Below are 21,984 nucleotides of genomic sequence, written 5' to 3' on the forward strand. Positions count from 1 at the left end.
ACAGTCGGTTCGAAGGAGCCGGAACCGACCAGGGCATCCTGAGCCCCTACCCTTGACCGGTGGGTTTTCTGCTCGGAGCCGAGGCGCTGCATCTGGAGTATCCGACTCGGGTCGTCCTCGACTCGGTGACCCTGGGGGTCAACGAAGGCGATCGGATCGGCGTGGTGGGCCGCAACGGCGACGGCAAGTCGTCGCTGATCGGCCTGCTGGCCGGACGGATCCAGCCAAGTGCGGGGCGGGTGCGCCGGCGCGGCGGCGTCCGGATGGGGGTGCTCAGCCAGGCCGACACGCTACCGGACGGAGCGACCGTGCGACAGGCGATCGTCGGCGACGCGCCCGAGCACGTCTGGGCGTCCGACCCGAAGATCCGGGACGTGCTGGCCGGCCTGGTCGCCGACCTCGACTTCGACGCAGGCGTGGACGCCCTCAGTGGCGGCCAACGGCGCCGGGTCGCGCTGGCCGCGCTGCTGGTCGACGACTGGGACGTGATCGCGCTGGACGAGCCGACCAACCACCTCGACGTCGAGGGCATCACCTGGCTGGCCGGGCACCTCAACGCCCGCTGGCCGCGCAACGCCGGCGGACTGCTGCTGGTCACCCACGACCGCTGGTTCCTGGACGAGGTGGCGACTGCCACCTGGGAGGTGCACGACCAAATCGTCGAGCCGTTCGAAGGCGGCTACGCCGCATACGTGCTGCAACGGGTGGAGCGAGACCGGCAGATCGCCGCGGTCGAAGCCAAACGGCAGAACCTGATGCGCAAAGAGCTGGCCTGGCTACGCCGTGGCGCCCCGGCCCGGACGTCCAAGCCAAAGTTCCGGATCGACGCCGCCAATCAGCTGATCGAGGACGTCCCGCCGCCGCGGGACCGGCTGGAGCTCAACCGGCTGGCCATCGCCCGGCTCGGCAAGGACGTCGTCGATCTGCTCGACGCCGGCGTCCGGTTCGGCGACAACGAGGTGCTGCACGGCATCGAGTGGCGGATCGCGCCCGGCGAGCGGACCGCGATCCTCGGCGCGAACGGGGCCGGCAAGTCCACCTTGCTCGGCCTGGTCGCCGGGACGGTGCAGCCGACGTCCGGACGGGTGAAGCGCGGCAAGACGGTCCGGCTGGCAGTGCTCGACCAGCAGTTCGGGGCGCTGGCCGAGATCGCCGGCGACCTAGTCCGCGAGGTGCTGGCCCGGACCCGGACCAGTTACGTGGTCGCCGGCAAGGAGCTGACCCCGGCGCAGCTGCTGGAGCGGCTCGGCTTCGCACGGGAGCATCTGTCGGCGCGGGTCGGGGAGCTCTCCGGCGGGCAGAAGCGGCGGCTGCAATTGCTGCTGGTGCTGCTGTCCGAACCCAATTTGCTGGTCCTCGATGAGCCTTCGAACGACGTGGACACCGACATGCTCGCCGCGATGGAGGATCTGCTCGACTCCTGGCCGGGAACCCTGCTGGTGGTCTCGCACGACCGCTACCTGGTGGAGCGGGTCACCGACCAGCAGTACGCGATCGTCGACGGACACCTCCGCCATCTGCCGGGAGGGGTGGACGAGTATCTGCGGCTGCGGGCCGGGCAGGCGGCGTCCGGATCCTCCCGCGCGGGGGTCTCGACAAGCTCGACCAACGGTGACTCGACCGGCGGTGCGACGTCCGGAACACAGTTGTCGGGCGCTGAACTGCGTGCGCTGCAGAAGGAACTGGCGTCCGTGGAACGCCGGATCGCCCGATTGACCGACGAGATCCACGCCGCCCAGACCGCGCTCGCCGAGCACGACCACACCGACTACGTCGGCCTGGCCACCAAGATGTCCGCGATCGACGCCCGGCAGACCGAGGTCGCCGAACTCGAAGAGCGCTGGCTGGAGCTGTCCGAGCAGGTCGAGTAGGAGTGGGTGCGGCCTCGCCGGCCATCGTTGGTCGAGCTTGTCGAGACCTCGTGCCGTCAGCGAAGTTATCCACAGATCTCGCCTGACCCCTGCCACGCGGCCGGTTCCGCCAGTTGAATGGTGTGGTGGCGAGAGGGGCCGATTACCATGATTGCAATGACGACCGAGGCGCGCAGCTTCCTGCCCCATGGGGCGAGAGTGGACGCGCGCCGATCTCGATCGACTGCCCGCTGACGGGCATCGCTACGCACTCATCGACGGGGTGCTGGTCGTGACGTCGAAGGACGCCTTCACCGAGAAAAGATCTTCCGGAAGCACCGCTGCTGGCGGTCGAGATCTTGTCGCCGTCAACGCGCGGCGTCGATCTCCTGCTGAAGAAGGAGCGACTTGAGCGCGCCGGTTGCCAGAACTACTGGGCCGTCGACCCAGGGGACACCCTCGGTCACCGCGTGGCGGCTGGTCGACGGCGCTCACCAACAAATCGCCCAGGTGGTCGGTGCCGAGTCCTTCGAGGTCGATGCGCCGTTCCCGGTGAGCTTCGCCCCGGCGTCCCTCCTCGGCTGAAGGCTCGCGCCGTGTTCGGAAGAGTGATGCCATGACCCATGCCGGCCCGATCGACTGGCTGCTGGATTCCGATCCGGCCCTGCGCTGGCAGGTCGAGCGGGACGTCGTGGGCGCGTCCGAACAGACCTGGCAGGCGACCCGGGCTCGGGTCGCCACCGAAGGGTTCGGTGCGGAACTGCTGGCCCACCAGGACCCGGACGGGCAGTGGGCGGGCGGCCCGTTCTTCCCGGCCGGCTGGGCCGGCGGCGAGTGGCAGCCGTGGACGGCCACCACCTGGGTGCTCAACGACCTCCGCGAATGGGGTCTTGACGCCGCGGTGCTGGCCGGCACCGCCGAGAAGCTGGTCCCGGTGCGTTGGGAGTACGACGATCTGCCGTACTGGGGCGGCGAGGTCGACTGCTGCATCAACCCGACGGCAGCTGGCTGCAAGGCCACCGGCTGGGCGGCCAGGTCTGGTTCCACGTCGACGTCCCGGCCGGCGAGCCGTCCAAGTGGGTGACGCTGCAGGCGATGCGGGTGCTGTCCTGGTGGGACGCCGGCGTCCGGCCGGATTGATCAGCGGTTCTCCGCGCCCTTGGTGGCGGTGAAGGCGTACCAGTTCTCGCGGTCGCGCTTGACCAGGTGGCAGCCCGGCAGGTGCCGCAGGCGGACGTCGCGCAGCCCGGCGCCGGTCAGCGCGGCCAGGATCTCGTCGATGTCGGCATTGGCCAGCGGTAGCTCGCCGGCCTGGATCTTCGTGCGGTAGTCGGCCAGCGGGCCGGTCCGGATGCCCTCGCCGGGCTCCAACTCGTTGATCGCGATAAGGGTGCCGCCGGGCGCCAGCACCCGGGCCCATTCGCGGATCGCGGGGTCGGCCTCCGTCAGCGTCCAGAGCAACCGCGAGTTGATCACCACGTCGAAGCTGGCGTCCGGGAGGGGCAGGTCGAGCGCATTGCCGAAGCGGTAGTCGACGTCCAGCCCCTGGGCGGCAGCGTGCTCGCGGGCGAACCGCATCATGCCCTCGGAGAGATCGGTGCCGGTGACCTTGGTGTAGCCGTGCTCGGCGAGCAGGTTGGCGATCAACCCGGTGCCGGTCGCCACGTCGAGAATCCGCAGCGTGCGGTCGCTTCCGACCAACCCCTCCAGGACCTCTTTCCAGGTGTCGCGGTCAGCCACTTCGTGGGTCGCGTCATAGTCGACCGACCGGGCGTCCCAGTAGTCGGTCATGCCCCTCGCCTCGCGGGCTCGCCGGGACGGCAGCCCGGCGTCCTGGTCGGTCGGGGTGCTGGTGTCGGTGTGATCCACGCTGGCCTTTCGGGCTGGACGACTGGTCACCCCCACGTTGCCCTACTTCGGCGTCTTTCACCTGGTTCAAACCACGGAAAGGACGCCGAAGGGCGGAAATGTCGTTCGGAGCGGGTGGCGCGGGTCATGCCGCACGGAACAGGGCCGGACGCAGCAGGCGTTCGAGCAGCGCGGGCTTGAGGACGTCGGCGTAGGTCCAGCGAACCACCCACCAACCGGCGGCGCGAAGGTCGGCCTCGCGGCGCTTCTCGCGCATGACGACATCGTCGGCGCTTTCGCCGGGACGCAGCAACGCGCCGTATTTCACCTTGCCGTCGAACTCGCCGACCACCCGCAGGTCGGGCCAGGCGAAGTCGGTGCGATACGTCCGGCCCCCGATGGCGATCTCGAACTGCACCGCGGGTGCTGGTAGCCCGAGTCGCCAGATCGCCACTCGGCTCAGCGACTCACCGGGCGACTCGCTGCGGGGATCGGCCAGCTCGGCCATGATACGAGCCCGCTTGATGCCGTGTCGGCGGGACACCTGCAGGTGGGCTGTCAGCTGGTCGCGGCTCAACCCGCGCCGCAGTGCGGCGTCGGCGGCCGCAACCGCGAACCCCAAGTCTCCGCAGCGGCCGACGTCCACCACCGTTCGGGCCAGCGTGGTGCGTTCGAGCCCGTCCGCCGTTTCGATGTCGTCGTCCGGCAACGGCGTCCGGTAACGGTGCAGGTAGGGACCTACCGAATTGCCGCCTCTGCCGGGCTTGGTCACGGTGACCACGGAGAGCGCGGCGGCTTCGGTGGGCAGCCCGTGCAGCCACGCCGCGGAAGCGTGACTCAGCACATGTCCGGAGCTGAGCCGAGGCATCGTGGCGTCGATCAGTTGCCGGTGGTCGGCGGTCTCGTCCGCGGTGACGAAGCCGCCGCGCCTGACCCGGGTCAGCTTTTCCTCGTGTACCAGCCGGCGGATGGCGCTGGAGCCGATGCCCTCGGCGTTGAGATCACGGGTCAGACGGACAGACATGCAGCCGAGTTCAGCATGCGGGAGCGTTCCGCGGGAGGTTATCCACACCAACACCGGACCGGACTTTTGCCGTCCACAATTCGCCTGGTGACTCACAAAAGGCGCGGACGTCACATCGCCCTACTTCGGCGTCTTTCACCTGGTTCAAACCGCGGAAAGGACGCCGAAGGGCGGAAATGTCGTTCGGAAGGGGACGGCCGGGGCGGAGGGCGGGGCGGGACGGCTGTCAGCCGGCTCGGCGCAGCAGGATCACGCTGTCGTCCAGGGTCGCCTCCTCACCGTTCGGAGCGGTGTCCGGACGGGTGCGCACCTCGGCCAGCACCGTCGTCCACTCGTCGGGGTAGAGATCGAGCGCCGCCAGCTCGTCGGTCCAAGCGGCGGTCAGTCCGTGCGCTTCAGCTGATGGAAGTTAGTCTACCCTTAGTTATGAGTACCAACTTTGAGGGAGCGACGAGGTGACAGCGACCCGCATCGGTGGCCGGCCGCGCCAGATCGACACCGCCGACATCGTCCGGGCCGGACGCGAGCTGGGGCTGCACAGGCTGAGCCTGAATGCCGTCGCGGCACGCCTGGACGTCACGGCGACGGCGTTGTACCGCCATGTCGACGGCCGCTGGGGGCTGGAGCGGTTGGTGGGTGAGAGCCTGCTGGGCGATCTGGTGCTGATCGACGATCCGGCGCACGACACGCTGCGGCACCTGTTGTCGTTCGGACTGCAACTGAGGGCGTTCATCCTGGACCGGCACGGGCTGGCGGGCTATCTGCAGACCCTGTTCCCGCGCGGCGCCAGCGGACGCCGGCTGCTGGCCGCCGAGCTGGCGGCGTTGGTCCGGCGCGGCTACGCCGAGGACGCCGCCATCGTGCTGAGCGGGGCGGTGGCGTCGATGGCGATCGGGTATGCGGCGGCCGAGGAGGCGCAGCGCGACCGCGCCGACGGGTTGGACGACCAGCGCGACGACGCGGTCGCCGGGCTGCGGGCCGATCGGCGGCTGGCGGCCGTCCACGCCGACCTGCCGGCCGTCGACTCCGACGAATACGTCCGGCTGATGCTGACCGCCGCCATTGGCGGCCTGCTCGCGGCCGCGCCGCCCGGACGTCCGGTGCGGCAGATCATCGCCGACCTACGAGAGGCAGGAGAGGGAGTCTGATGGCGAAACGGGGATTCCAGGGCGCGGTGATGCGCAGCTTCGGGGCGCGCGATCACCAGGCGACGGTGACCGGCACCGAGTTCCTGACTCCGAAATTCCTGCGGGTCCGGATGGTGTCGCCGACATTGTTCACCGACGCCACGGCGTCGCCGACCGCCTGGCTGCGGTTCTGGTTCCCCGATCCCGACGGCGGCGAGGTCGAGCACCAGCGGGCCTACACGATCAGCGAGGCCGACGAGGCGTCCGGCGCCTTCGCGATCGACGTGGTGCTGCACCATCCGGCCGGGCCGGCCTCGGCCTGGGCACTGGCCGCGCGGCCCGGCATGACCGTGGCGGTGACCAGCCTCGGGTCGTCCAGATTCGAGCTGCCCGACGAGCTTCCGGCCGGCTATCTGTTGATCGGCGACTCGGCGTCGATGCCTGCGATCGCCGGCATCCTGGTCACCATCCCGGCCGAGGTTCCCATCGAGCTGTACCTGGAGGAGCACGACCCGGACGACCGGTTGATCCCGCTGCCGGAGCATCCCCGGCTGCGCACCCACTGGGTGCCGCGGCGCGGACCCGGCTCGTTGGCGGCGGCGATCGAGGCCCGGGACTGGTCGAACTGGTACGCCTGGGCGGCGCCCGAGTCGGCGTCCCTGAAGCAGTTGCGGGTCCGGCTGCGCGACGAGTTCGGTTTCCCGAAATCCGAGGTGTACCAGCTGGCCTACTGGATCGAGGGACGCGCCATGGGCAACCGGCGCGGCCAGACAAAGCCAGAGCCGATCTCGGTGCCCGAGCCGCGCCCGGCGGCGCCTGCGCCGGTCTCGATGACCGAGCCGGTCTCGGTGACCGCGCCGGAGCCGGGGTCCGAGCCGGACCCGGCGGCGTCCGAACCGAAGCTGTCCGAGCCCGCCCCGGTGAGCCGGGGCAGTTGGCGCGCCCAGGCGGCCGGACGACTGCTGGCGCCGCTGCGCTCCACGCTGATCGTCGCGGGGGTCGTCCGGGGGCTGATCACCCTGGTCGAGCTGGCGCCGTTCTTCCTGCTCGCCGAACTCGCCCGGCTGTTGCTCATCGGTGCCGAGCCCACCCGACTGTGGGCGGTCGGGCTCTGGACGGTCGGCCTGATGGCGACCGGCGCGCTGTTGTCGTCCGCCCTGATGCTGTGGCTGCACTGGGTGGACGCCCGGTTCGAGCGGGAGCTGCGCGAGCGGCTGCTCGGCAAGCTCGCCCGGCTGCCGCTGGGCTGGTTCGACACTCGCGGCTCCGGGCAGGTCAAACAGCTGATCCAGGACGACACCCTGGCCCTGCACTACCTGGTCACCCACGCCGTGCCGGACGCCGTCGCCGCCGTGGTGGCTCCGGTGGTGGTGCTGGTCTACCTGTTCGCCGTGGACTGGCGGATCGCGTTGCTGCTCTTCCTGCCGGTGCTGGTCTACATCGTCACGATGTGGGTGATGGTGGTGCAGTCCGGAGCCAAGACCTCCCAGGCGCTGCGTTGGGCGGAGCGGATGAACGGCGAGGCCGGTACGTACATCGAGGGCCAGCCGGTGGTGCGGGTGTTCGGCGGCGCGGCGGCCTCCACCTTCCGGGCTCGGCTCGGCGAGTACATCGGCTTCCTGAACGACTGGCAGGGTCCGTTCACCCGGCAGAAGACGCTGATGGATCTGGCCACCCGGCCGACCACGTCGCTGCTGCTGATCGTCGTGCTGGGCGCGGCGCTGGTCGGCGGTGGCAGCATGCAGCCGGCCTCGCTGCTGCCGTTCCTGCTGCTCGGAACCACCTTCGGCGCCCGGCTTCTCGGCATTGGCTACGGACTGTCCGGGTTGCGCACCGGGCTGCTGGCGGCCCGCCGGGTCCAGGTCGCCCTGGACGAGCCGGTGCTTGAGACCCTCTCCGGCTCGGCGGCGCCGGACGTCCCGGCCGGCCGGGTCGAGTTCGACGGCGTCGGATTCAGCTACCGTCCCGGCGTTCCGGTGCTGAGCGACGTCACCCTCACCCTCGAGCCGGGCACGGTCACGGCGCTGGTCGGGCCGTCCGGATCGGGCAAATCCACCCTGGCCGCGCTGCTGGCCCGGTTCCACGACGTGGAGACCGGGGCGATCCGGGTCGGCGGCCGCGACGTCCGGGAACTCACCGCCGACGAGCTGTACGCACAGGTCGGGTTCGTCTTCCAGCACGCCGAACTGGTCCGTGGCACCGTCCGGGAGAACATCGCGCTGGCCCGTCCGGACGCCACCGACGCCGAGGTCGAACAGGCGGCGCGCGCGGCGCAGCTGCACGACCGGATCGTCCGGCTGCCTCACGGCTACGACACGGTGCTCGGTCCGGACGCCGCCCTGTCCGGCGGCGAGCGGCAACGGCTGACCATCGCCCGTGCGATCCTGGCCGACACTCCGGTGCTGGTGCTGGACGAGGCCACCGCGTTTGCCGACCCCGAATCGGAGTACCTGGTGCAACGGGCACTGGACCGGCTCACCGCTGGCCGCACCGTCCTGGTCATCGCGCACCGGCTGCACACCATCACCGGGGTCGACCGGATCGTTGTCCTCGACCACGGCCGGGTTGCCGAGACCGGCAGCCACGACGAACTGCTTGGCTGCGGCGGCCGCTACCGCAAGCTGTGGGACGCCGACGCGACCCGCGTCCTGCAGGGCGCCGGAAGACTGGTCGCCGGAGGTCTGGGCGGCGGAACCGAGGAGGCCCGATGATCCGCACTCTGCTCGCCGTTCTGCCCGCCGGCAGCCGTGGCCGGGTTGTGAAGCACCTGGTGCTGACGGTGCTCAGCGTGGCGTTGCGCGCCGCCGGCGCAGTGCTGCTGGTGCCGCTTCTCGCTGCCCTGTTCGGTGTCGAACCGGGCCAGGCATGGCCCTGGGTTGCGGCGCTGGTGCTGGTCACCCTGGCTGGCTGGGCCGTCGACTGGCTGGTGGCCGGGCTCAGCTTCGATCTCGGCTTCGGGCTGCTCGACACCGGGCAGCACGCCGTCGCCGACCGGGTGGCCCAGGTTCGGCTCGGCTGGTTCACCGGTGAGAACACCGCCACCACGAGGCAGGCCATCGCCAGCACCGGACCCGACCTGGTCGGACTGCTGATCTACATGGTCACCCCGCTGATCAGCGCGGTGTTGCTGCCGCTGGCGATCGCCATCGCCGTCACTCCGATCGCGTGGCAGCTGGGCGTCGCGGCGCTGGCCGGCGTCCCGGTGCTGCTCGGCGCGTACGCGGCGTCCGGACGGCTCGGCCGCAGCGCCGATCGGGCCGCCGCGGACGCCAACTGCGCACTCACCGAACGGATCGTCGAGTTCGCCCGCACCCAACATGCATTGCGCGCCGCCCGCCGGGTCGACCCGGAACGCAGCCACGTCGGCGCGGCACTGGCCGCCCAGCACGGCGCCACCCTGCGACTGCTGCTGATGCAGATCCCCGGGCAGCTGGTGTTCAGCCTGGCCAGTCAGCTGGCCCTGATCGTCCTGGCCGGCAGCACCGTCGCCCTGGCGAGCGCGGGCGTGGTCACGACGCCGGAGGCGATCGGGCTGATCGTGGTGATCGTCCGCTACCTGGAGCCGTTCACCATCCTCGCCGAACTCAGCGGCGGCGTGGAGACCTCGGTGATCGCCCTGCGCCGAATCGGCGAGGTGCTGAACGCACCCACCGTCCCGGTCGGCAACGGGCGCGACGGCCCCGTCGCCCCGCCCCGGGTCGCCCTGCGCGGCGTCGGCTTCCGCTACGCCGCGGACGCCCCGGCCGTCCTGGATGGCCTCGACCTGGAGTTGGAACCCGGCAGCACCACGGCGATAGTCGGCCCGTCCGGTTCGGGCAAGAGCACCGTGCTGGCGCTGCTCGCCGGCCTGCACCACCCGAGCGAGGGCAGCATCCTCTTCGACGGCGTGGACGCCGCCAGCCTGGACGCCGAGACGCGGCGGGCGCTGGTCAGCATGGTTTTCCAGCAGCCCTACCTGTTCGACAGCAGCATCCGGGAGAACACCCTCGTCGGCGATCCGGCGGCGTCGGAGGAGGCGTTGACCCGGGCTGGAAGGCTGGCTCGGGTGGACGCCATCGTCGCCCGGTCGTCCGACGGCTGGGACGCCCGCGTCGGGGAGGCCGGAGGCACCCTGTCCGGCGGAGAGCGACAACGGGTCTCGATCGCTCGGGCCTTGCTCAAGCCCGCGCCGGTGCTGCTGGTGGACGAGGCCACCAGCGCCCTGGACACCGAGAACGAGGCGGCGATCAGCGGGGCGCTGACCGGCGACCCGACGCCGCGCACACGGGTCATCGTCGCGCACCGGCTGGCCAGCATCCGCAACGCCGACCGCGTCCTGTTCCTGGAGGACGGCAGCATCGTCGAGGACGGCAGCATCGCCGATCTGCTGGCGGCCCAGGGCAGGTTCGCCGAGTTCTGGCGACAGCAGCAGGCGGCTGGCGGCTGGCGGATCGGAGCATCCACCGCCGGTTGAGCTTGTCGAAACCACCTGAGCTTGTCGAAGCCCCATGGGCTTGCCGAAAACCTGCGGCGGAGGAAAAGTTCGGGTAGCTTAACTTTGGTGACCACGCTGACCCGGACCTCGCCGTCGAAGCCGGCGCGCCCGCGGCGGCGCTGGTTGCTCGGACCGGCCTTCGTGGCGGCCATCGCCTACGTCGACCCGGGCAATGTCGCCGCCAATCTGACCGCCGGCGCGCAGTACGGCTACCTGCTGGTCTGGGTGCTGATCGCGGCCAACGCGATGGCCGTGCTGATCCAGTACCTGTCCGCGAAGCTCGGCCTGGTCACCGGACGAAGCCTGCCCGAACTGCTCGGCGAACGGCTCGGACGTGGCCCGCGGCTGCTCTACTGGGCGCAGGCCGAACTGGTCGCGGCCGCCACTGACCTGGCCGAGGTGATCGGCGGTGCACTGGCCCTGTACATTCTGTTCGGCGCCCCGCTGCCGCTCGGCGGGCTGATCGTCGGACTGGTCTCGATGGCGCTGCTGACGGTGCAGACCCGCAACGGGCAGCGCGCCTTCGAGTTCGTGGTGATGGGTCTGCTCGCGGTGATCACGATCGGCTTCGGTGCCGGCGTGCTGGTCAGCGGCGTCGACTGGACGGCCGCCGTCGCGGGTATCGTGCCGCGCTTCGAGAGCGCCCAGACCGTGCTGCTGGCGGCCGGCATGCTGGGCGCGACGGTGATGCCGCACGCCATCTACCTGCACTCCTCGCTGGCCCGTGACCGGCACGGCGTCCAGGGCGAGGCCGGACTGCCCCGGCTGCTGCGGGCCACCCGGTGGGACGTCGGGCTGTCCCTGCTGGTCGCCGGCACGGTGAACGTCGCGATGCTGCTGCTGGCCGCGGCCAGCCTGAACGGGGTCGAGGGCACCGACAGCATTGAGGGCGCGCACGCCGCCATCACCGCCGCCCTCGGGCCGGCGATCGGGGTCGTCTTCGGCATCGGCCTGCTCGCGTCGGGCCTGGCCTCCACCTCGGTCGGCTGCTACGCCGGGGCGTCCATCATGTCGGGGCTGCTGCGGGTGCGGATTCCGCTGCTGGCACGTCGGGCGATCACCCTGGTGCCGGCGCTGGCGGTGCTGGCCTTCGGACTGGACCCGACCTGGTCGCTGGTGCTCAGCCAGGTGCTGTTGTCGATCGGCATCCCGTTCGCGGCGATCCCGCTGGTGCTGCTGACGAGCAGTCGGGCGGTGATGGGCCGGTTCGCCAACGGACGCCGGCTGCGGGCGATCGCCTGGACGGTGGTGGCCCTGATCGTTGCGCTCAACATCGCGCTGCTGGTCCTCACCGCGGGTGGCCTTACCCTGGGGTGATGACCAGCGTCGACGACCTCACTCCGGTCGCCCAGGACTACCTGAAGGTGATCTGGTCGGCCACCGAATGGGGCGATCCGCCGATCACCACCAAGGGCCTCGCGGCCCGGCTCGGCACCACCCAGGCCAATGTGTCCGACACGGTGAAACGCCTGGCCGCGCAGGGTTTGGTGACGTACGAGTCGTATCGTCCGGTGCGGCTCACCGAGCGCGGCGAGCGGCTGGCGGTCGCGATGGTGCGCCGGCACCGGCTGATCGAGGCCTTCCTGGTCGGCGTCCTCGGCTATCGCTGGGACGAGGTGCACGACGAGGCCGAGGCGCTGGAGCATGCGGCGTCCGAGACGTTGATCGAACGCATCGACGCGCTGCTCGGCCATCCGGTCGCCGATCCGCACGGCGACCCGATCCCGGCCGCGGACGGAACCCTGCGGCATCCGCGGGCGATCCGGCTGGGCGAGGCGACCGGACGCCGCCGGGTGATCCGGGTCTCCGACGCCGACCCCGACCTGCTGGCCCGCTGCCAGGCCCTGGGCATCACGCCCGGCGCCGAGGTGAACGCCGCCACCACCCCGGCCGAGGTCGCCGCCGCGGTCTGGGTGGACGGCGAACCTCCTGACGCGGACCCGTCATAGGCCGACCAGAGCTAGCGAGCGACGCCACGCTGAAGTCGTCGATCTACGGGCGTCGATGACCTGGCAGGCGTCAAACATGGTCGGAGTTGGGCACTGAACTCGGTGCCCAAACCTCCCACCATGTTCGGGAGCGGTTGACGGCGTGGCTCTCAGCGGCCCCGCATCGCCCGGTTGACGCCCTTCATGGTCGGCATCGGCCCGCGCGGCACCGGGATCTTCGGACGCATCGCATCCAGCGCCCGCAGCCGCTGCTTCACCTCGGTGATCTGGTGGGCCTGCATCGCGTTCGGCAGCTTCTCGATGTGCTTCTGCAGGTTGTCCAGCGGCACCTGGCCCTGGCCGCGTCCGACCAGGACGGTGGTCACGGTGACGCCGTAGGCGACCTGCTCGTGCTTCTTGGTCTCGGTGGCCAGCAGCGCACGGGCACGGGCCGGGTTGCCCTCGGCGACCAGGATGATGCCGGGGCGTCCGACCACCCGGTGCACGATGTCCATCTGGCGGGTGGCGGCGATGCCCACCTCGTAGCTCCATTTGCGCTTGTTGAGCAGCTGGAACGCGACCTCGGCCGAGCCGGCCTGGCCTTCGTAGCGCTTGAAGTTGGCCTGCTTCACCCGCCAGGTCAGCACGGTCAGCACCAGCACCAGGGCGAGCATCACGCCGGTGATCAGCCACATCCACCACGGCTGCAGCCAGATGCCGATCAGCACCGAGGCGATGATCGGCGCGGCGACCGCGGCGGTCGTCCACCACTTGAGCTGCGGGTCGACCTCGTTGGTGCGCTTATAGGCCTCGACGATCTGCCTGGTCCGGCCCCAGTCGCGGGGGTCGTCGGAGTTCTTCTTGCGCAGTTTCTCGGCCTTGCGTTCGGCCTTCTGCTGGGCGGCGAGGGCTTTCGCCTTCTCACTTGCCATGGATGGTGCTCCCGTTGATCGTGGCTGTGCTGGTGGAGGCGCCGTTGGCTCGCGCGGTGCCGTTGGCTGCCTTGGCCTGGTCGCGCTCGCGGCGCCGGCGGGCCTCGATGGCGGTGCGGTAGAGCCGCCCGGCCCGGTACGACGAGCGGACCAGCGGCCCGGACAGGACGCCGACGAAACCGATCTCGGTGGCCTCCTGCTCCAGTTCCTCGAACTCCTCGGGCTTCACCCAGCGGTCGATCGGATGGTGCCGCGGCGTGGGCCGCAGGTACTGGGTGATGGTGATCAGCTCGGTGCCGGCATCGTGCAGATCGTGCAGCGCCTGGGTGACCTCCTCGCGGGTCTCGCCCATGCCCAGGATCAGGTTCGACTTGGTGACCAGGCCCTCCTCGCGCGACCAGCGCAGCACCTCCAGCGAGCGGTCGTAGCGGAAGCCGGGACGGATCCGGCGGAAGATCCGCGGCACCGTCTCGACGTTGTGCGCGAACACCTCCGGACGGGTGTCGAACAGCTGCTGCAGCAGCTCGCGATGACCGGTGAAGTCGGGGGCGAGCATCTCCACGCCGGTGCCAGGGTTGAGCTCGTGGATCTGCCGGATGGTCTCTGCGTACAGCCAGGCGCCCTCGTCCTCCAGGTCGTCGCGGCAGACGCCGGTCACGGTCGCGTAGCGCAGCCCCATGGTCTGCACCGATTCGGCGACCCGCAACGGTTCGCCCTTGTCGTAGCCGGACGGCTTGCGCGACTCGATCTGGCAGAAGTCGCAGCGCCGGGTGCAGGAGTCGCCGCCGATCAGGAAGGTGGCCTCGCGGTCTTCCCAGCATTCGAAGATGTTGGGGCAGCCGGCCTCCTGGCAGACCGTGTGCAGCTTCTCGTCCTTCACCAGCCGCATCAGGTCGCGGTACTCCGGCCCCATCCGCGCGGTGGTCTTGATCCACGGCGGTTTGCGTTCGATCGGGGTCTGCGAGTTCTTGACCTCGAGTCGCAACAGCCGGCGGCTCGCCGGCGGACTCAGCGGCGGCGGGCTGACGGCATCGTCTGCAAGGGTCACCGCGTCATCTTATCCCCACCGACCCCGGCGAAACCGAGCGCTCCGCGCAGAGCGGACGCCGGCGTCCGGTTCACTCCGGAACCGGGTGACCCTGGTCGTCGGTCGCCATGGCCTGGCTGGAGAATCGCGGCAGGAATGCCACGTAGGAGTCGTCCGGACGTCGCACCGCGACCGCGCCGTCCTGCCAGATGCCGTTGCTGGCCGCCCACTGCGAATCGATCGGATCGCCCTGGTTCTGGTGGACGTTGTGCACGCCGAGCCCGGTATCGAACGGCTCGCCCCAGACCAGGATCGGGCCGCCGATGGTCAGGATCTGCTCCAGCGCCTCGCTCGCCTGCAGATGGTCGCCGGTGCGCCACGGACGGTAGACCACGCTGACCCAGCACCACCACGGCGTCCACCCGAGGATGCGGCGGTGCTTCAAACCGGTCCACAGCAGCCGCCAGGTGCGGGCGATCCGGTGCCTGAGGTGATCCAGCGCCCCGCTGGTCGAGGCGGACGCCAGCTGATGCCAGCCGGGTGGAAGTACCGACACCACGGCCAGGTCGGCGGCGGTGGCCGGCACCACCTTCCATTGGACGCCGGTTGTCGACTGGTGGCTGTCGACGTCCACCGCCACGCGGTAGCGGCCTCCGGCGCTGTCGATGGTCAGCATCACGTGATACCAGCGGCCCTGGTTGTCGGGCCGGTCGCGTTCGTGGGCGACCAGCGTGCCGATCAGGACTCCGTAGCCGTGTTCGAGCGCCATCGGGCACCCCCCTCCCTGCCAGTGCCACAGGCACCTCACAGGAGGATCAGCCGACGGCCCCTGATACAGCGACCGGCGCGCTGAACTCGGCGGCCCGCTGATAGGGCAGCAGGGCGAGCAGTTCGGTGAGGTGGGGCTCCATCGCCTGCGCCACCCCGACCAGCGAGGGTGCCGGGCCGTCGAGCTCGGCGGCCATCGAGGTCATCCGGGCGTCGCTGATCCCGCACGGAATGATGTTGTCGAACCAGTTCATGTCGGTGCTCACGTTGAGTGCGAAGCCGTGCATGGTGGTCTGCCGCGACACCCGGATGCCGATCGAGGCGATCTTGCGTTCGCCCTTGCCGGACGCCGGATCGGCGCCCAGCCAGACGCCGGTGCGGCCGTCCACCCGTCCGGTCGCCAGCCCGTAGTCGGCGAGCATCCGGATCAGCGCCTCCTCGACCCGGCGGACGTAGTCGACGACGCCGACGCCGCGGGGCAGGAAGACGATCGGATAGCCGACCAGCTGTCCGGGGCCGTGCCAGGTGATCTTGCCGCCGCGGTCGACGTCCACCACCGGGGTGCCGTCGAAGGGCCGCTCCTGCGGTTCGGTGCGGCGTCCGGCGGTGTAGACCGGCGGATGTTCGACGAACAGCACCTGCGGCGGCAGTTCCCCGGACGCCACGCCCGCGTGCACTTCGCGTTGATACTCCCAGGTCGGGACGTACTCGCTCAGCTGTGGGGGATCGTCGGTCAGTCCCAGGTACTGGAAGGCGACCGGACGCGGATCGGCGGTGCTGCGGGTGGACACCCGAGCAGTCTACGACCGCGGCTCGTGCTCGCAGACTGCTCGGGACGAACCGCGGTCAGCGTCCGGCGACGGTGTCGATGAAGCCGTCGGAGCCGAGCTTGGTCGCGACGCCGGTGGCCGCCGAGATCCGGTAGAGCCGGCCCGCCGGACCCTCGGAGAAGGAGCCGCCTCCGCCGATCACCAGATCGTCGTTCGCCGCGCCGCCGTCCCGGACGAAGGCCAGCAGATCGCCGATGTAGCGGAACCAGGGCGTGCCGGGCAGGCCGTGGCCTTCGTAGATCTGGCTGGCGACGCAGTCCTTGACGGTGCGCAACGGGATCAGCCAGGCCGAACCGTCATCGCTCTCGTGCCCTTTGGCGATCGCCTCACCGGGGCCGCCGACCAGGACGGTGGGGATGCCGTTGCAGGTCGTGCCCAGGGCCAGGTGGGCGCCGAAGTAGTCGTACCGCTCGGCTTTGCCGGGAATGCCGGCGCTGCTCTGGGCGATCCGCTTGACCGGCTTGATGGTGCCCTTGCCGCTGAGCGTGAAGACCTGGATCGAGCCGGTGCGCTTCACTGTGCCGACGTTGTCGCTGGGGGTGCCCACCACCAGGTAGCCGTCGCGGGCCACCACCGCATTGCCGAAATGGTCATACTTGTCGACCGCGCCGGTCACCGATGTGGTCGCCTGGGTGATCGTCTTCAGCGACTTGACGCCGGCCGAATCAAGAGTCACGGCCAGCACCGCGCCGGCCGCGGACTTGCCGTTCACCTTCGCGTCTGGGGCGCCGACGAAGAGCTGGTTGCCCCAGGCGTCCATCGACGAGCCGAAGCTGCCCTTGACCATCGACGGCACCTTGGCCTTTCCGGGTACCAGCGCGATCGGGTTGCCAGTGGGGATCCCGGCGCTGCTGAGCGGGTAGAGCCGCACCTCTTCGTTGGAGAGGCTCACGGCGAGGCGTGGTGTCGGCGCCTCCACCAGTGCGAGCGCCTTGACCCGCTCGTCGGCCTTGCCGAAGGCCAGGAAGGAGTGCCGGTTCGCCGGCTGGAGTCCAGCGGCCGAGCCGGGAACGATGTGCACATAGACACCGGAGGAGTCGGAGGTGGCGGCGACCAGATCGGTGTAGCCGTCGCCGTTGAGATCCCTGGCCAGGAGTGCCAGGTTGTGGATGCCGTACTGCCCGGCGGACAAGTCGGCCGGCAGGATGTCGGCGAGGCGTCCGGAGCCGTACCAGATCCGGAGGAATTCCGACTCCGAGTCATCCTCCGTGGTGACTGCCACGTCGGCCTTGCCGTCCCCGTCGAAGTCGGGGGTGGCCGCGGAGACCGACTCGCGGGCGGTGGCCTGAGGCGCTGGCGCGGCCAGCAGCGCGGACGCCGCGAGGGCGAGGGCGAGGGGTATCTGAACTAGTTTCATGCCCCACCTACGCACGAGCCGCCGACAATGTGGCAGCTGAATTCGGATTGCGGACGAGGGCGTGATGATCTGCTTCGACATCGGACGCCGATCTGGAAACGTGTTGCCCATACTTCGAGACTTGAATCTCACGATGTGATGAAAGAGGTTGTCGGAGCGCATCATGAAACATGATTTACCTGCATGGGCACCAAGAGGCGGTGCTGCGCTCGCATCGCAGCCGCACCGCGCAGAACTCGGCGGCGTACCTGCTGCCGGTGCTTGAGCCCGGTCATCGGCTGCTCGACGTCGGCTCCGGGCCGGGCACGATCACCTGCGATCTGGCCGGGCTGGTCGCCGACGTGGTGGCTATCGAGCCGTCCGAGGCGGCGCTCGACCTGACCCGCGAGGAGGCGACCCGGCGCGGCGTGACCACGATCGATTTCCAGGTCGCCGACGTGCACCGGCTGCCGTTCGCGGACGACAGTTTCGATGTGGCGCATGCCCATCAGGTGCTGCAGCACCTGCCCGATCCGGTGCAGGCGCTGCGCGAGATGGCGCGGGTGGTCCGTCCGGGCGGCTACGTCGCGGTGCGGGACAGCGACTACAGCGGCTTTCTGTGGCATCCGGCGTCCGAGGCATTGGACGACTGGCTCGCCCTCTATCTGCGGCTGGCCCGCGAGGCCGGCGGCGAACCGGACGCCGGACGCTGGTACCCGACCTGGGCGTCCGCGGCCGGCCTGACCGACGTCCGGATCACCAGCAGCAACTGGTGCTACACCTCCGCGGCCGACCGGGGCTGGTGGGCGGGCATGTGGGCCGACCGGGTGGTCGGCTCCGATTTCGCCGGACGCGCGCTGGCGTCCCGCGTCCCGGAGGCGGAACTCCACCGGCTCTCCGCCGGCTGGACGGAATGGTCCGGCGCGGAGACCGGCTTGTTCCTGATCCCGCACGTGGAGCTGCTCGCACGTATCGGCTAGCGAGGCGCCGGAGCGTTGGTCGAGCCTGGCGAGACCCCGAACGGCAAAGCGCCCGTCACCATCACGGTGACGGGCCCTCGCGCTGTTGTCAGAGGCCGAGTTCGGCGGCGAAGTCGGCGGCTTCCAGACGGTGCTTGACCGTGGAGAGGAAGCGGGCGGCGTCGGCGCCGTCGACCAGCCGGTGGTCGTAGCTCATCGACAGGTACATCATGTCGCGCACCGCGATCACCTCGCCGAGCTTGGGATCGCGGACCACCATCGGACGCTTGACCAGCGCGCCGGTGCCCAGGATCGCCGCCTGCGGCTGGTTGATGATCGGCGTGTCGAACAGGGTGCCGGCCGAGCCGTAGTTGGTGATGGTGAAGGTGCCGCCCGACATCTCGTCCGGACCCAGCTGGTTGTTGCGGGCGCGCTTGGCCAGGTCGCCGATCTTGCGGGCGATCCCGGCGAGGCTGAGGTCGCCGGCGTCCTTGATGACCGGAACGAGCAGGCCACGATCGGTGTCCACCGCGATGCTGAGGTGCTCGGCGTCGTGGTAGGTGATCGTGCCGGCTTCGAGGTCCATCGTCGCGTTGATCTTGTCGTACTGCTTCAGCGCTTCGCAGACCGCCTTGCAGATGAACGGCAGGTAGGACAGCGACGCGCCCTCGCGCTGACGGAACTCGACCTTGGCCTGGTTGCGCAACCGGCTGATGTTGGTGAAGTCCACCTCGACGGTGCCGGTGAGCTGAGCGGCGACCTGCAGCGACTCGACCATCCGCTTGGCGATCACCGCGCGCATCCGGCTGATCTTCTCGGTGGTGCCACGCTTGGACCCGGCCGGGGCAGCCGCGGGTGCGGCGGCCGGGGCGGGAGCGGACGCCGCCGGTGCGGCGGGTGCCGGAGCTTCCGCCGCCTTCTTGGCTTCCTCCGCGGCCTTCTTGGCGGCCTCGGCGGCGGCCAGGACGTCCTGCTTGCGGATCCGGCCACCGACACCGGAGCCGGTGATCGCGGACAGCTGCAACCCGTGCTGGGCGGCGAGCTTGCGGACCAGCGGGGTGACGTAGCCGACGTCTTCGGACTCGGCCGGCTTGGCTGCGGCGGGAGCCGGAGCAGCCGGTGCGGGCGCCGCAGGGGCGGCGGGAGCCGGGGGAGCGGCCGGAGCCGGAGCCACGGCAGGAGCGGGAGCGGCCGCCGGGGCAGCGGGAGCGGCCGGCGCGGGTGCGGCCGGGGCAGCGCCCGGTTCCCCGATCACGGCGATCACCGAGCCGACGGCCGCGGTCTCGTCCTCGTTGACCCGGATCTCCAGCAGGACGCCGCCGGCGGGCGCCGGGATCTCGGTGTCGACCTTGTCGGTGGACACCTCGACGATGGGCTCATCGGCCTCGACGGTGTCGCCGACCTGCTTGAGCCAGCGCGAGATGGTGCCCTCGGTGACCGATTCGCCGAGCAGCGGCAGCTTGACCTCGGTGCCGGACGCCGGGCCGCTGCTGGCCGCCGGAGCGGGGGCGGCGGGAGCCTCGGTCGCCGGAGCCGGTGCCGGCTCGGCGGCGGGTGCTGCCGGAGCCGGTGCGGCCGGTGCGGGACCGCTGACCTCGCTCGGATCGCCGATCACAGCCAGGATCGAGCCGACGGCCGCGGTCTCGTCCTCGGCGACCTTGATCTCCAGGATCACGCCGGCGGCGGGTGACGGAATTTCGGTATCCACCTTGTCGGTGGAGACCTCCACGATGGGCTCGTCCACCTCGACGGTGTCGCCGACCTGCTTGAGCCAGCGAGAAACCGTGCCCTCGGTGACACTCTCACCCAGGGCGGGCAAAGGAACGGGCGTTGACATGAGTTGGTCTCCTTCGACGGACTGCCAGAACCAGTCCACACCCTATCCCCCTGCGACGACGAAGAGCACGCGTTGCGGCGCCGGATTCCGTGGGTCGGTCAGAGCACAGTGCACAATGGCTGCGTGTCATTCCGGTGGAGCTTCGGACGGCGGCGGGCGTCTGCCCCGCCGATCGACCGCGCGACCATCGCACATCTGGACGATTTCGTGACCAGCCGTCGTGGGGTCGAGGCCTTTCTCGAGCCGCAGACCACGATGGCCCGGCCCAGCCTGCTGCTGGTTGCCGCCGACGGCGAATGGACCAGGCGCTCCATCGAGTCCCCGGCCTGGGGCCGGCAATTCGCCGGGCGGCACGCGCTTCCGCTGTACGACGCCGCGGTGGTCGGCTACCCGCAGCGGATGCGTGATTTCAACGCCCGCCAGAAGGGACGCCGGGTCGCCGAATAGGGCTCAGCCCAGGGCTTCGTCGATCCGGTCCAACTGGCCCGACAGATCGACCACGCCGCGGTAGGCGTCCACCAGCGCCGCCGCCAATGCCACGCCGTCGCCGGGCTGGATGCCGCCGAACGCGGTCGCCGCCGCCCCTCCGCAGGCCCACAGTCCGGGCACCGGGGTGCCGTCGGCGCGCAGCACCCGCGACCGGTCGTCGATCACCGGACCGCCGGCGGTTCCGGCGTCCCCGGGGTAGATCCGCACCCCCCAGAACGGCTGTCGGTCGACCGCGCCCAGGCACGGGTTGCGGCGTAGCATCGGGTCGCCGAAGTACTTGTCCCAGGCGCTTTCGCCGCGGCTGAAGTCGGTGTCGCGGCCCCGTTTGACCAGTTGGTTGAAGGCCACCACGCTGCCCAGCAGGCCGGCCCGGTCGACGCCCAGGCCCTCGGCCAGTTCGTCCAGGGACGTCGCCCGCACCACCTCGCCCGCCTCGATGGCGGCCTTCGGCGACGAGCCCGCCGCCCAGGGCCCCAGGCCGTACTGCTTGCGATGCCGCTTGTCCATGATCAGGAACGACGGCACCGACCGCTCTCCGCGGTTGTGCTCGAACATCCTCGCGCCCGCCCAGACGCCGGGCTCGGCCTCGTTGTGGTAGCGGTCGCCGGCGACGTCGACGATCAGGCTGTGCGGTGCGCAACGGGCCCTGTCGACCGGGTGCGCGGCACCGTCGGCGAGCAGCACCGGCGTCCACCAGGCGCGGTCGAGTTCGGCGAGAGCGGCGTCCACCTGAAGGCCGGCCCGCAGCGCGGCACCGTCGTTGCCGCCGCCGACCGACCAGTCGACGGACGTCGGGCCGGGCAGGTAGCGCTCGCGCAGGTCGGCGTCCGCCTCGAAGCCGCCGCAGGCCAGCAGCACCCCGCGTTCGGCGTGGAGGTCCACGCTGGCGCCGTCGGTCTCGACCCGGACGCCGGTGACGGCCCCGTCGGCGACCAGCAGTTCGGTCATCGGCGACTCCAGCCAGATCTCGACACCGCTGCCGACCGCCCGGCGCAGCAGCTCGCTGACCAGGGCGGCGCCGGCGCTCACCGGGCGGCGACGACGCAGGCCTCGGCGCGACCGTGCCCGCCGGCCGTTGCTGCTCCGCTCGCCGCCGGACGTCCGCAGCCGCGCGGCCCATTCGTCGTCCAGCCGGACGGCCGGCGCCTTGGCGCGCAGCGTGCGGCCCTGGGCCTTGGCGCCGTCGGTCTCCGGACGGCAGTCCGGCAGCCCCTTCACCACCTCCAGCCCGATCCGGGACGACACCAGCCAGCGGGCGACCATGGCGGCGGTCCGGGCGAAGGCCGCGCGGCGTCCGGCGATCGTGGCGTCGGCGGGTGCGGCCAGGGCGTTCAGGTAGGCCAGCGCCTCGTCGGGAGTGTCGGCGGGGATTCCGCCCCGGCCCATCAGGTCGCTGGCGGGGATCCACAGGTGGCCGTCCGAGGCGGCGGTCGCCCCGCCCACGGTGGCGGTGCGTTCCACCACCACCACGTCATGGCCCAGACGGCGCGCGGCGACGGCGGCCAGCAGGCCCGCGGCCCCTGCGCCGACGATCACCACATCGGTGCGCACGGGG

Annotated in this window: 19 protein-coding genes; 10 read left to right on the forward strand and 9 right to left on the reverse strand. The window is 70.7% G+C overall.

Going from position 1 to position 21,984, the window contains the following annotated elements:
* Window positions 1-59: 59 nt before the first annotated feature.
* From QM619_RS05180 to QM619_RS05190, 3 genes are all read left to right on the forward strand, one after another.
* Complete coding sequence (locus QM619_RS05180; protein ID WP_415104999.1) at window positions 60-1,871, forward strand: ABC-F family ATP-binding cassette domain-containing protein; 1,812 nt, start codon at window positions 60-62, stop codon at window positions 1,869-1,871.
* Window positions 1,872-2,258: 387 nt separating this feature from the next.
* Entirely contained in the window at window positions 2,259-2,435 is a 177-nt protein-coding gene (locus QM619_RS05185) for a hypothetical protein (protein ID WP_415105079.1), read from the forward strand.
* Between the two features lie 31 nt (window positions 2,436-2,466).
* The gene (locus tag QM619_RS05190; protein WP_415105001.1) at window positions 2,467-2,934 is read left to right on the forward strand and encodes a hypothetical protein; all 468 of its coding nucleotides are present in this window, start codon (window positions 2,467-2,469) and stop codon (window positions 2,932-2,934) included.
* Window positions 2,935-2,990: 56 nt separating this feature from the next.
* Here QM619_RS05190 and QM619_RS05195 read toward each other — a convergent pair whose 3' ends face one another.
* Both QM619_RS05195 and QM619_RS05200 read right to left on the reverse strand, forming a co-directional pair.
* Complete coding sequence (locus QM619_RS05195; protein WP_415105003.1) at window positions 2,991-3,719, reverse strand: class I SAM-dependent methyltransferase; 729 nt, start codon at window positions 3,717-3,719, stop codon at window positions 2,991-2,993.
* Between the two features lie 124 nt (window positions 3,720-3,843).
* Window positions 3,844-4,722 carry a hypothetical protein gene (locus QM619_RS05200; protein WP_415105005.1) on the reverse strand — a complete coding sequence of 293 codons (879 nt, stop codon included), beginning with the start codon at window positions 4,720-4,722 and terminating at the stop codon, window positions 3,844-3,846.
* A 455-nt stretch (window positions 4,723-5,177) separates the two neighbouring features.
* Between QM619_RS05200 and QM619_RS05205 the strand changes: the two genes are divergently transcribed.
* From QM619_RS05205 to QM619_RS05225, 5 genes are all read left to right on the forward strand, one after another.
* Complete coding sequence (locus tag QM619_RS05205; protein WP_415105007.1) at window positions 5,178-5,870, forward strand: hypothetical protein; 693 nt, start codon at window positions 5,178-5,180, stop codon at window positions 5,868-5,870.
* The gene (locus tag QM619_RS05210; RefSeq protein ID WP_415105009.1) at window positions 5,870-8,560 is read left to right on the forward strand and encodes an ABC transporter ATP-binding protein/permease; all 2,691 of its coding nucleotides are present in this window, start codon (window positions 5,870-5,872) and stop codon (window positions 8,558-8,560) included. The genes QM619_RS05205 and QM619_RS05210 overlap by 1 nt, the downstream gene beginning before the upstream one ends.
* The gene (locus tag QM619_RS05215; protein WP_415105011.1) at window positions 8,557-10,302 is read left to right on the forward strand and encodes an ABC transporter ATP-binding protein; all 1,746 of its coding nucleotides are present in this window, start codon (window positions 8,557-8,559) and stop codon (window positions 10,300-10,302) included. The genes QM619_RS05210 and QM619_RS05215 overlap by 4 nt, the downstream gene beginning before the upstream one ends.
* Before the next feature lie 84 nt (window positions 10,303-10,386).
* Window positions 10,387-11,640 carry an Nramp family divalent metal transporter gene (locus tag QM619_RS05220; RefSeq protein ID WP_415105013.1) on the forward strand — a complete coding sequence of 418 codons (1,254 nt, stop codon included), beginning with the start codon at window positions 10,387-10,389 and terminating at the stop codon, window positions 11,638-11,640.
* Complete coding sequence (locus tag QM619_RS05225) at window positions 11,640-12,272, forward strand: metal-dependent transcriptional regulator (protein ID WP_415105015.1); 633 nt, start codon at window positions 11,640-11,642, stop codon at window positions 12,270-12,272. Before QM619_RS05220 ends, QM619_RS05225 begins: the two co-directional genes overlap by 1 nt.
* Window positions 12,273-12,421: 149 nt before the next feature.
* Here the strand turns inward: QM619_RS05225 and QM619_RS05230 are convergent, their stop codons facing one another.
* The 5 genes from QM619_RS05230 to QM619_RS05250 all read right to left on the reverse strand — a co-directional run bounded on the left by QM619_RS05230 (window position 12,422) and on the right by QM619_RS05250 (window position 17,165).
* On the reverse strand, window positions 12,422-13,183 hold the full coding sequence (locus tag QM619_RS05230) for a DUF4191 domain-containing protein (RefSeq protein ID WP_415105017.1): 762 nt from the start codon (window positions 13,181-13,183) through the stop codon (window positions 12,422-12,424).
* Window positions 13,173-14,195: a lipoyl synthase gene (lipA, locus tag QM619_RS05235; protein ID WP_415105073.1), complete on the reverse strand. Its 1,023-nt coding sequence runs from the start codon at window positions 14,193-14,195 to the stop codon at window positions 13,173-13,175. Before lipA ends, QM619_RS05230 begins: the two co-directional genes overlap by 11 nt.
* 106 nt (window positions 14,196-14,301) lie before the next feature.
* Window positions 14,302-14,979: a DUF2278 family protein gene (locus QM619_RS05240; RefSeq protein ID WP_415105019.1), complete on the reverse strand. Its 678-nt coding sequence runs from the start codon at window positions 14,977-14,979 to the stop codon at window positions 14,302-14,304.
* A gap of 46 nt (window positions 14,980-15,025) precedes the next feature.
* Window positions 15,026-15,769, reverse strand: coding sequence for a lipoyl(octanoyl) transferase LipB (gene lipB, locus QM619_RS05245; RefSeq protein ID WP_415105021.1), 744 nt, complete (start codon window positions 15,767-15,769; stop codon window positions 15,026-15,028).
* A gap of 55 nt (window positions 15,770-15,824) precedes the next feature.
* Window positions 15,825-17,165 carry an FG-GAP repeat domain-containing protein gene (locus tag QM619_RS05250; protein WP_415105023.1) on the reverse strand — a complete coding sequence of 447 codons (1,341 nt, stop codon included), beginning with the start codon at window positions 17,163-17,165 and terminating at the stop codon, window positions 15,825-15,827.
* A gap of 170 nt (window positions 17,166-17,335) precedes the next feature.
* Between QM619_RS05250 and QM619_RS05255 the strand changes: the two genes are divergently transcribed.
* The gene (locus QM619_RS05255) at window positions 17,336-18,124 is read left to right on the forward strand and encodes a class I SAM-dependent methyltransferase (RefSeq protein ID WP_415105025.1); all 789 of its coding nucleotides are present in this window, start codon (window positions 17,336-17,338) and stop codon (window positions 18,122-18,124) included.
* Between the two features lie 88 nt (window positions 18,125-18,212).
* Here QM619_RS05255 and sucB read toward each other — a convergent pair whose 3' ends face one another.
* A complete protein-coding gene (sucB, locus tag QM619_RS05260) occupies window positions 18,213-19,940 on the reverse strand; it encodes a 2-oxoglutarate dehydrogenase, E2 component, dihydrolipoamide succinyltransferase (protein ID WP_415105027.1) in 1,728 nt (575 codons plus the stop codon).
* Between the two features lie 123 nt (window positions 19,941-20,063).
* Between sucB and QM619_RS05265 the strand changes: the two genes are divergently transcribed.
* Window positions 20,064-20,387 carry a hypothetical protein gene (locus QM619_RS05265; RefSeq protein WP_415105029.1) on the forward strand — a complete coding sequence of 108 codons (324 nt, stop codon included), beginning with the start codon at window positions 20,064-20,066 and terminating at the stop codon, window positions 20,385-20,387.
* Between the two features lie 3 nt (window positions 20,388-20,390).
* Here the strand turns inward: QM619_RS05265 and QM619_RS05270 are convergent, their stop codons facing one another.
* Complete coding sequence (locus tag QM619_RS05270; RefSeq protein WP_415105031.1) at window positions 20,391-21,980, reverse strand: FAD-dependent oxidoreductase; 1,590 nt, start codon at window positions 21,978-21,980, stop codon at window positions 20,391-20,393.
* Window positions 21,981-21,984: the final 4 nt, after the last annotated feature.

The organism is Micropruina sp. (genome assembly GCF_047606665.1).
Classification (GTDB): Bacteria; Actinomycetota; Actinomycetes; order Propionibacteriales; family Propionibacteriaceae; genus Micropruina.

Excerpts from the sequence above, each read along its gene's own strand:
- QM619_RS05190 (WP_415105001.1), top strand. The coding sequence starts at position 2,467 with ATGACCCATGCCGGCCCGATCGACTGGCTGCTGGATTCCGATCCGGCC.
- QM619_RS05200 (WP_415105005.1), bottom strand. The coding sequence starts at position 4,722 with ATGTCTGTCCGTCTGACCCGTGATCTCAACGCCGAGGGCATCGGCTCC.
- QM619_RS05210 (WP_415105009.1), top strand. The coding sequence starts at position 5,870 with ATGGCGAAACGGGGATTCCAGGGCGCGGTGATGCGCAGCTTCGGGGCG.
- QM619_RS05215 (WP_415105011.1), top strand. The coding sequence starts at position 8,557 with ATGATCCGCACTCTGCTCGCCGTTCTGCCCGCCGGCAGCCGTGGCCGG.
- QM619_RS05225 (WP_415105015.1), top strand. The coding sequence starts at position 11,640 with ATGACCAGCGTCGACGACCTCACTCCGGTCGCCCAGGACTACCTGAAG.
- QM619_RS05230 (WP_415105017.1), bottom strand. The coding sequence starts at position 13,183 with ATGGCAAGTGAGAAGGCGAAAGCCCTCGCCGCCCAGCAGAAGGCCGAA.
- QM619_RS05240 (WP_415105019.1), bottom strand. The coding sequence starts at position 14,979 with ATGGCGCTCGAACACGGCTACGGAGTCCTGATCGGCACGCTGGTCGCC.
- QM619_RS05250 (WP_415105023.1), bottom strand. The coding sequence starts at position 17,165 with ATGAAACTAGTTCAGATACCCCTCGCCCTCGCCCTCGCGGCGTCCGCG.
- QM619_RS05255 (WP_415105025.1), top strand. The coding sequence starts at position 17,336 with ATGATTTACCTGCATGGGCACCAAGAGGCGGTGCTGCGCTCGCATCGC.
- sucB (WP_415105027.1), bottom strand. The coding sequence starts at position 19,940 with ATGTCAACGCCCGTTCCTTTGCCCGCCCTGGGTGAGAGTGTCACCGAG.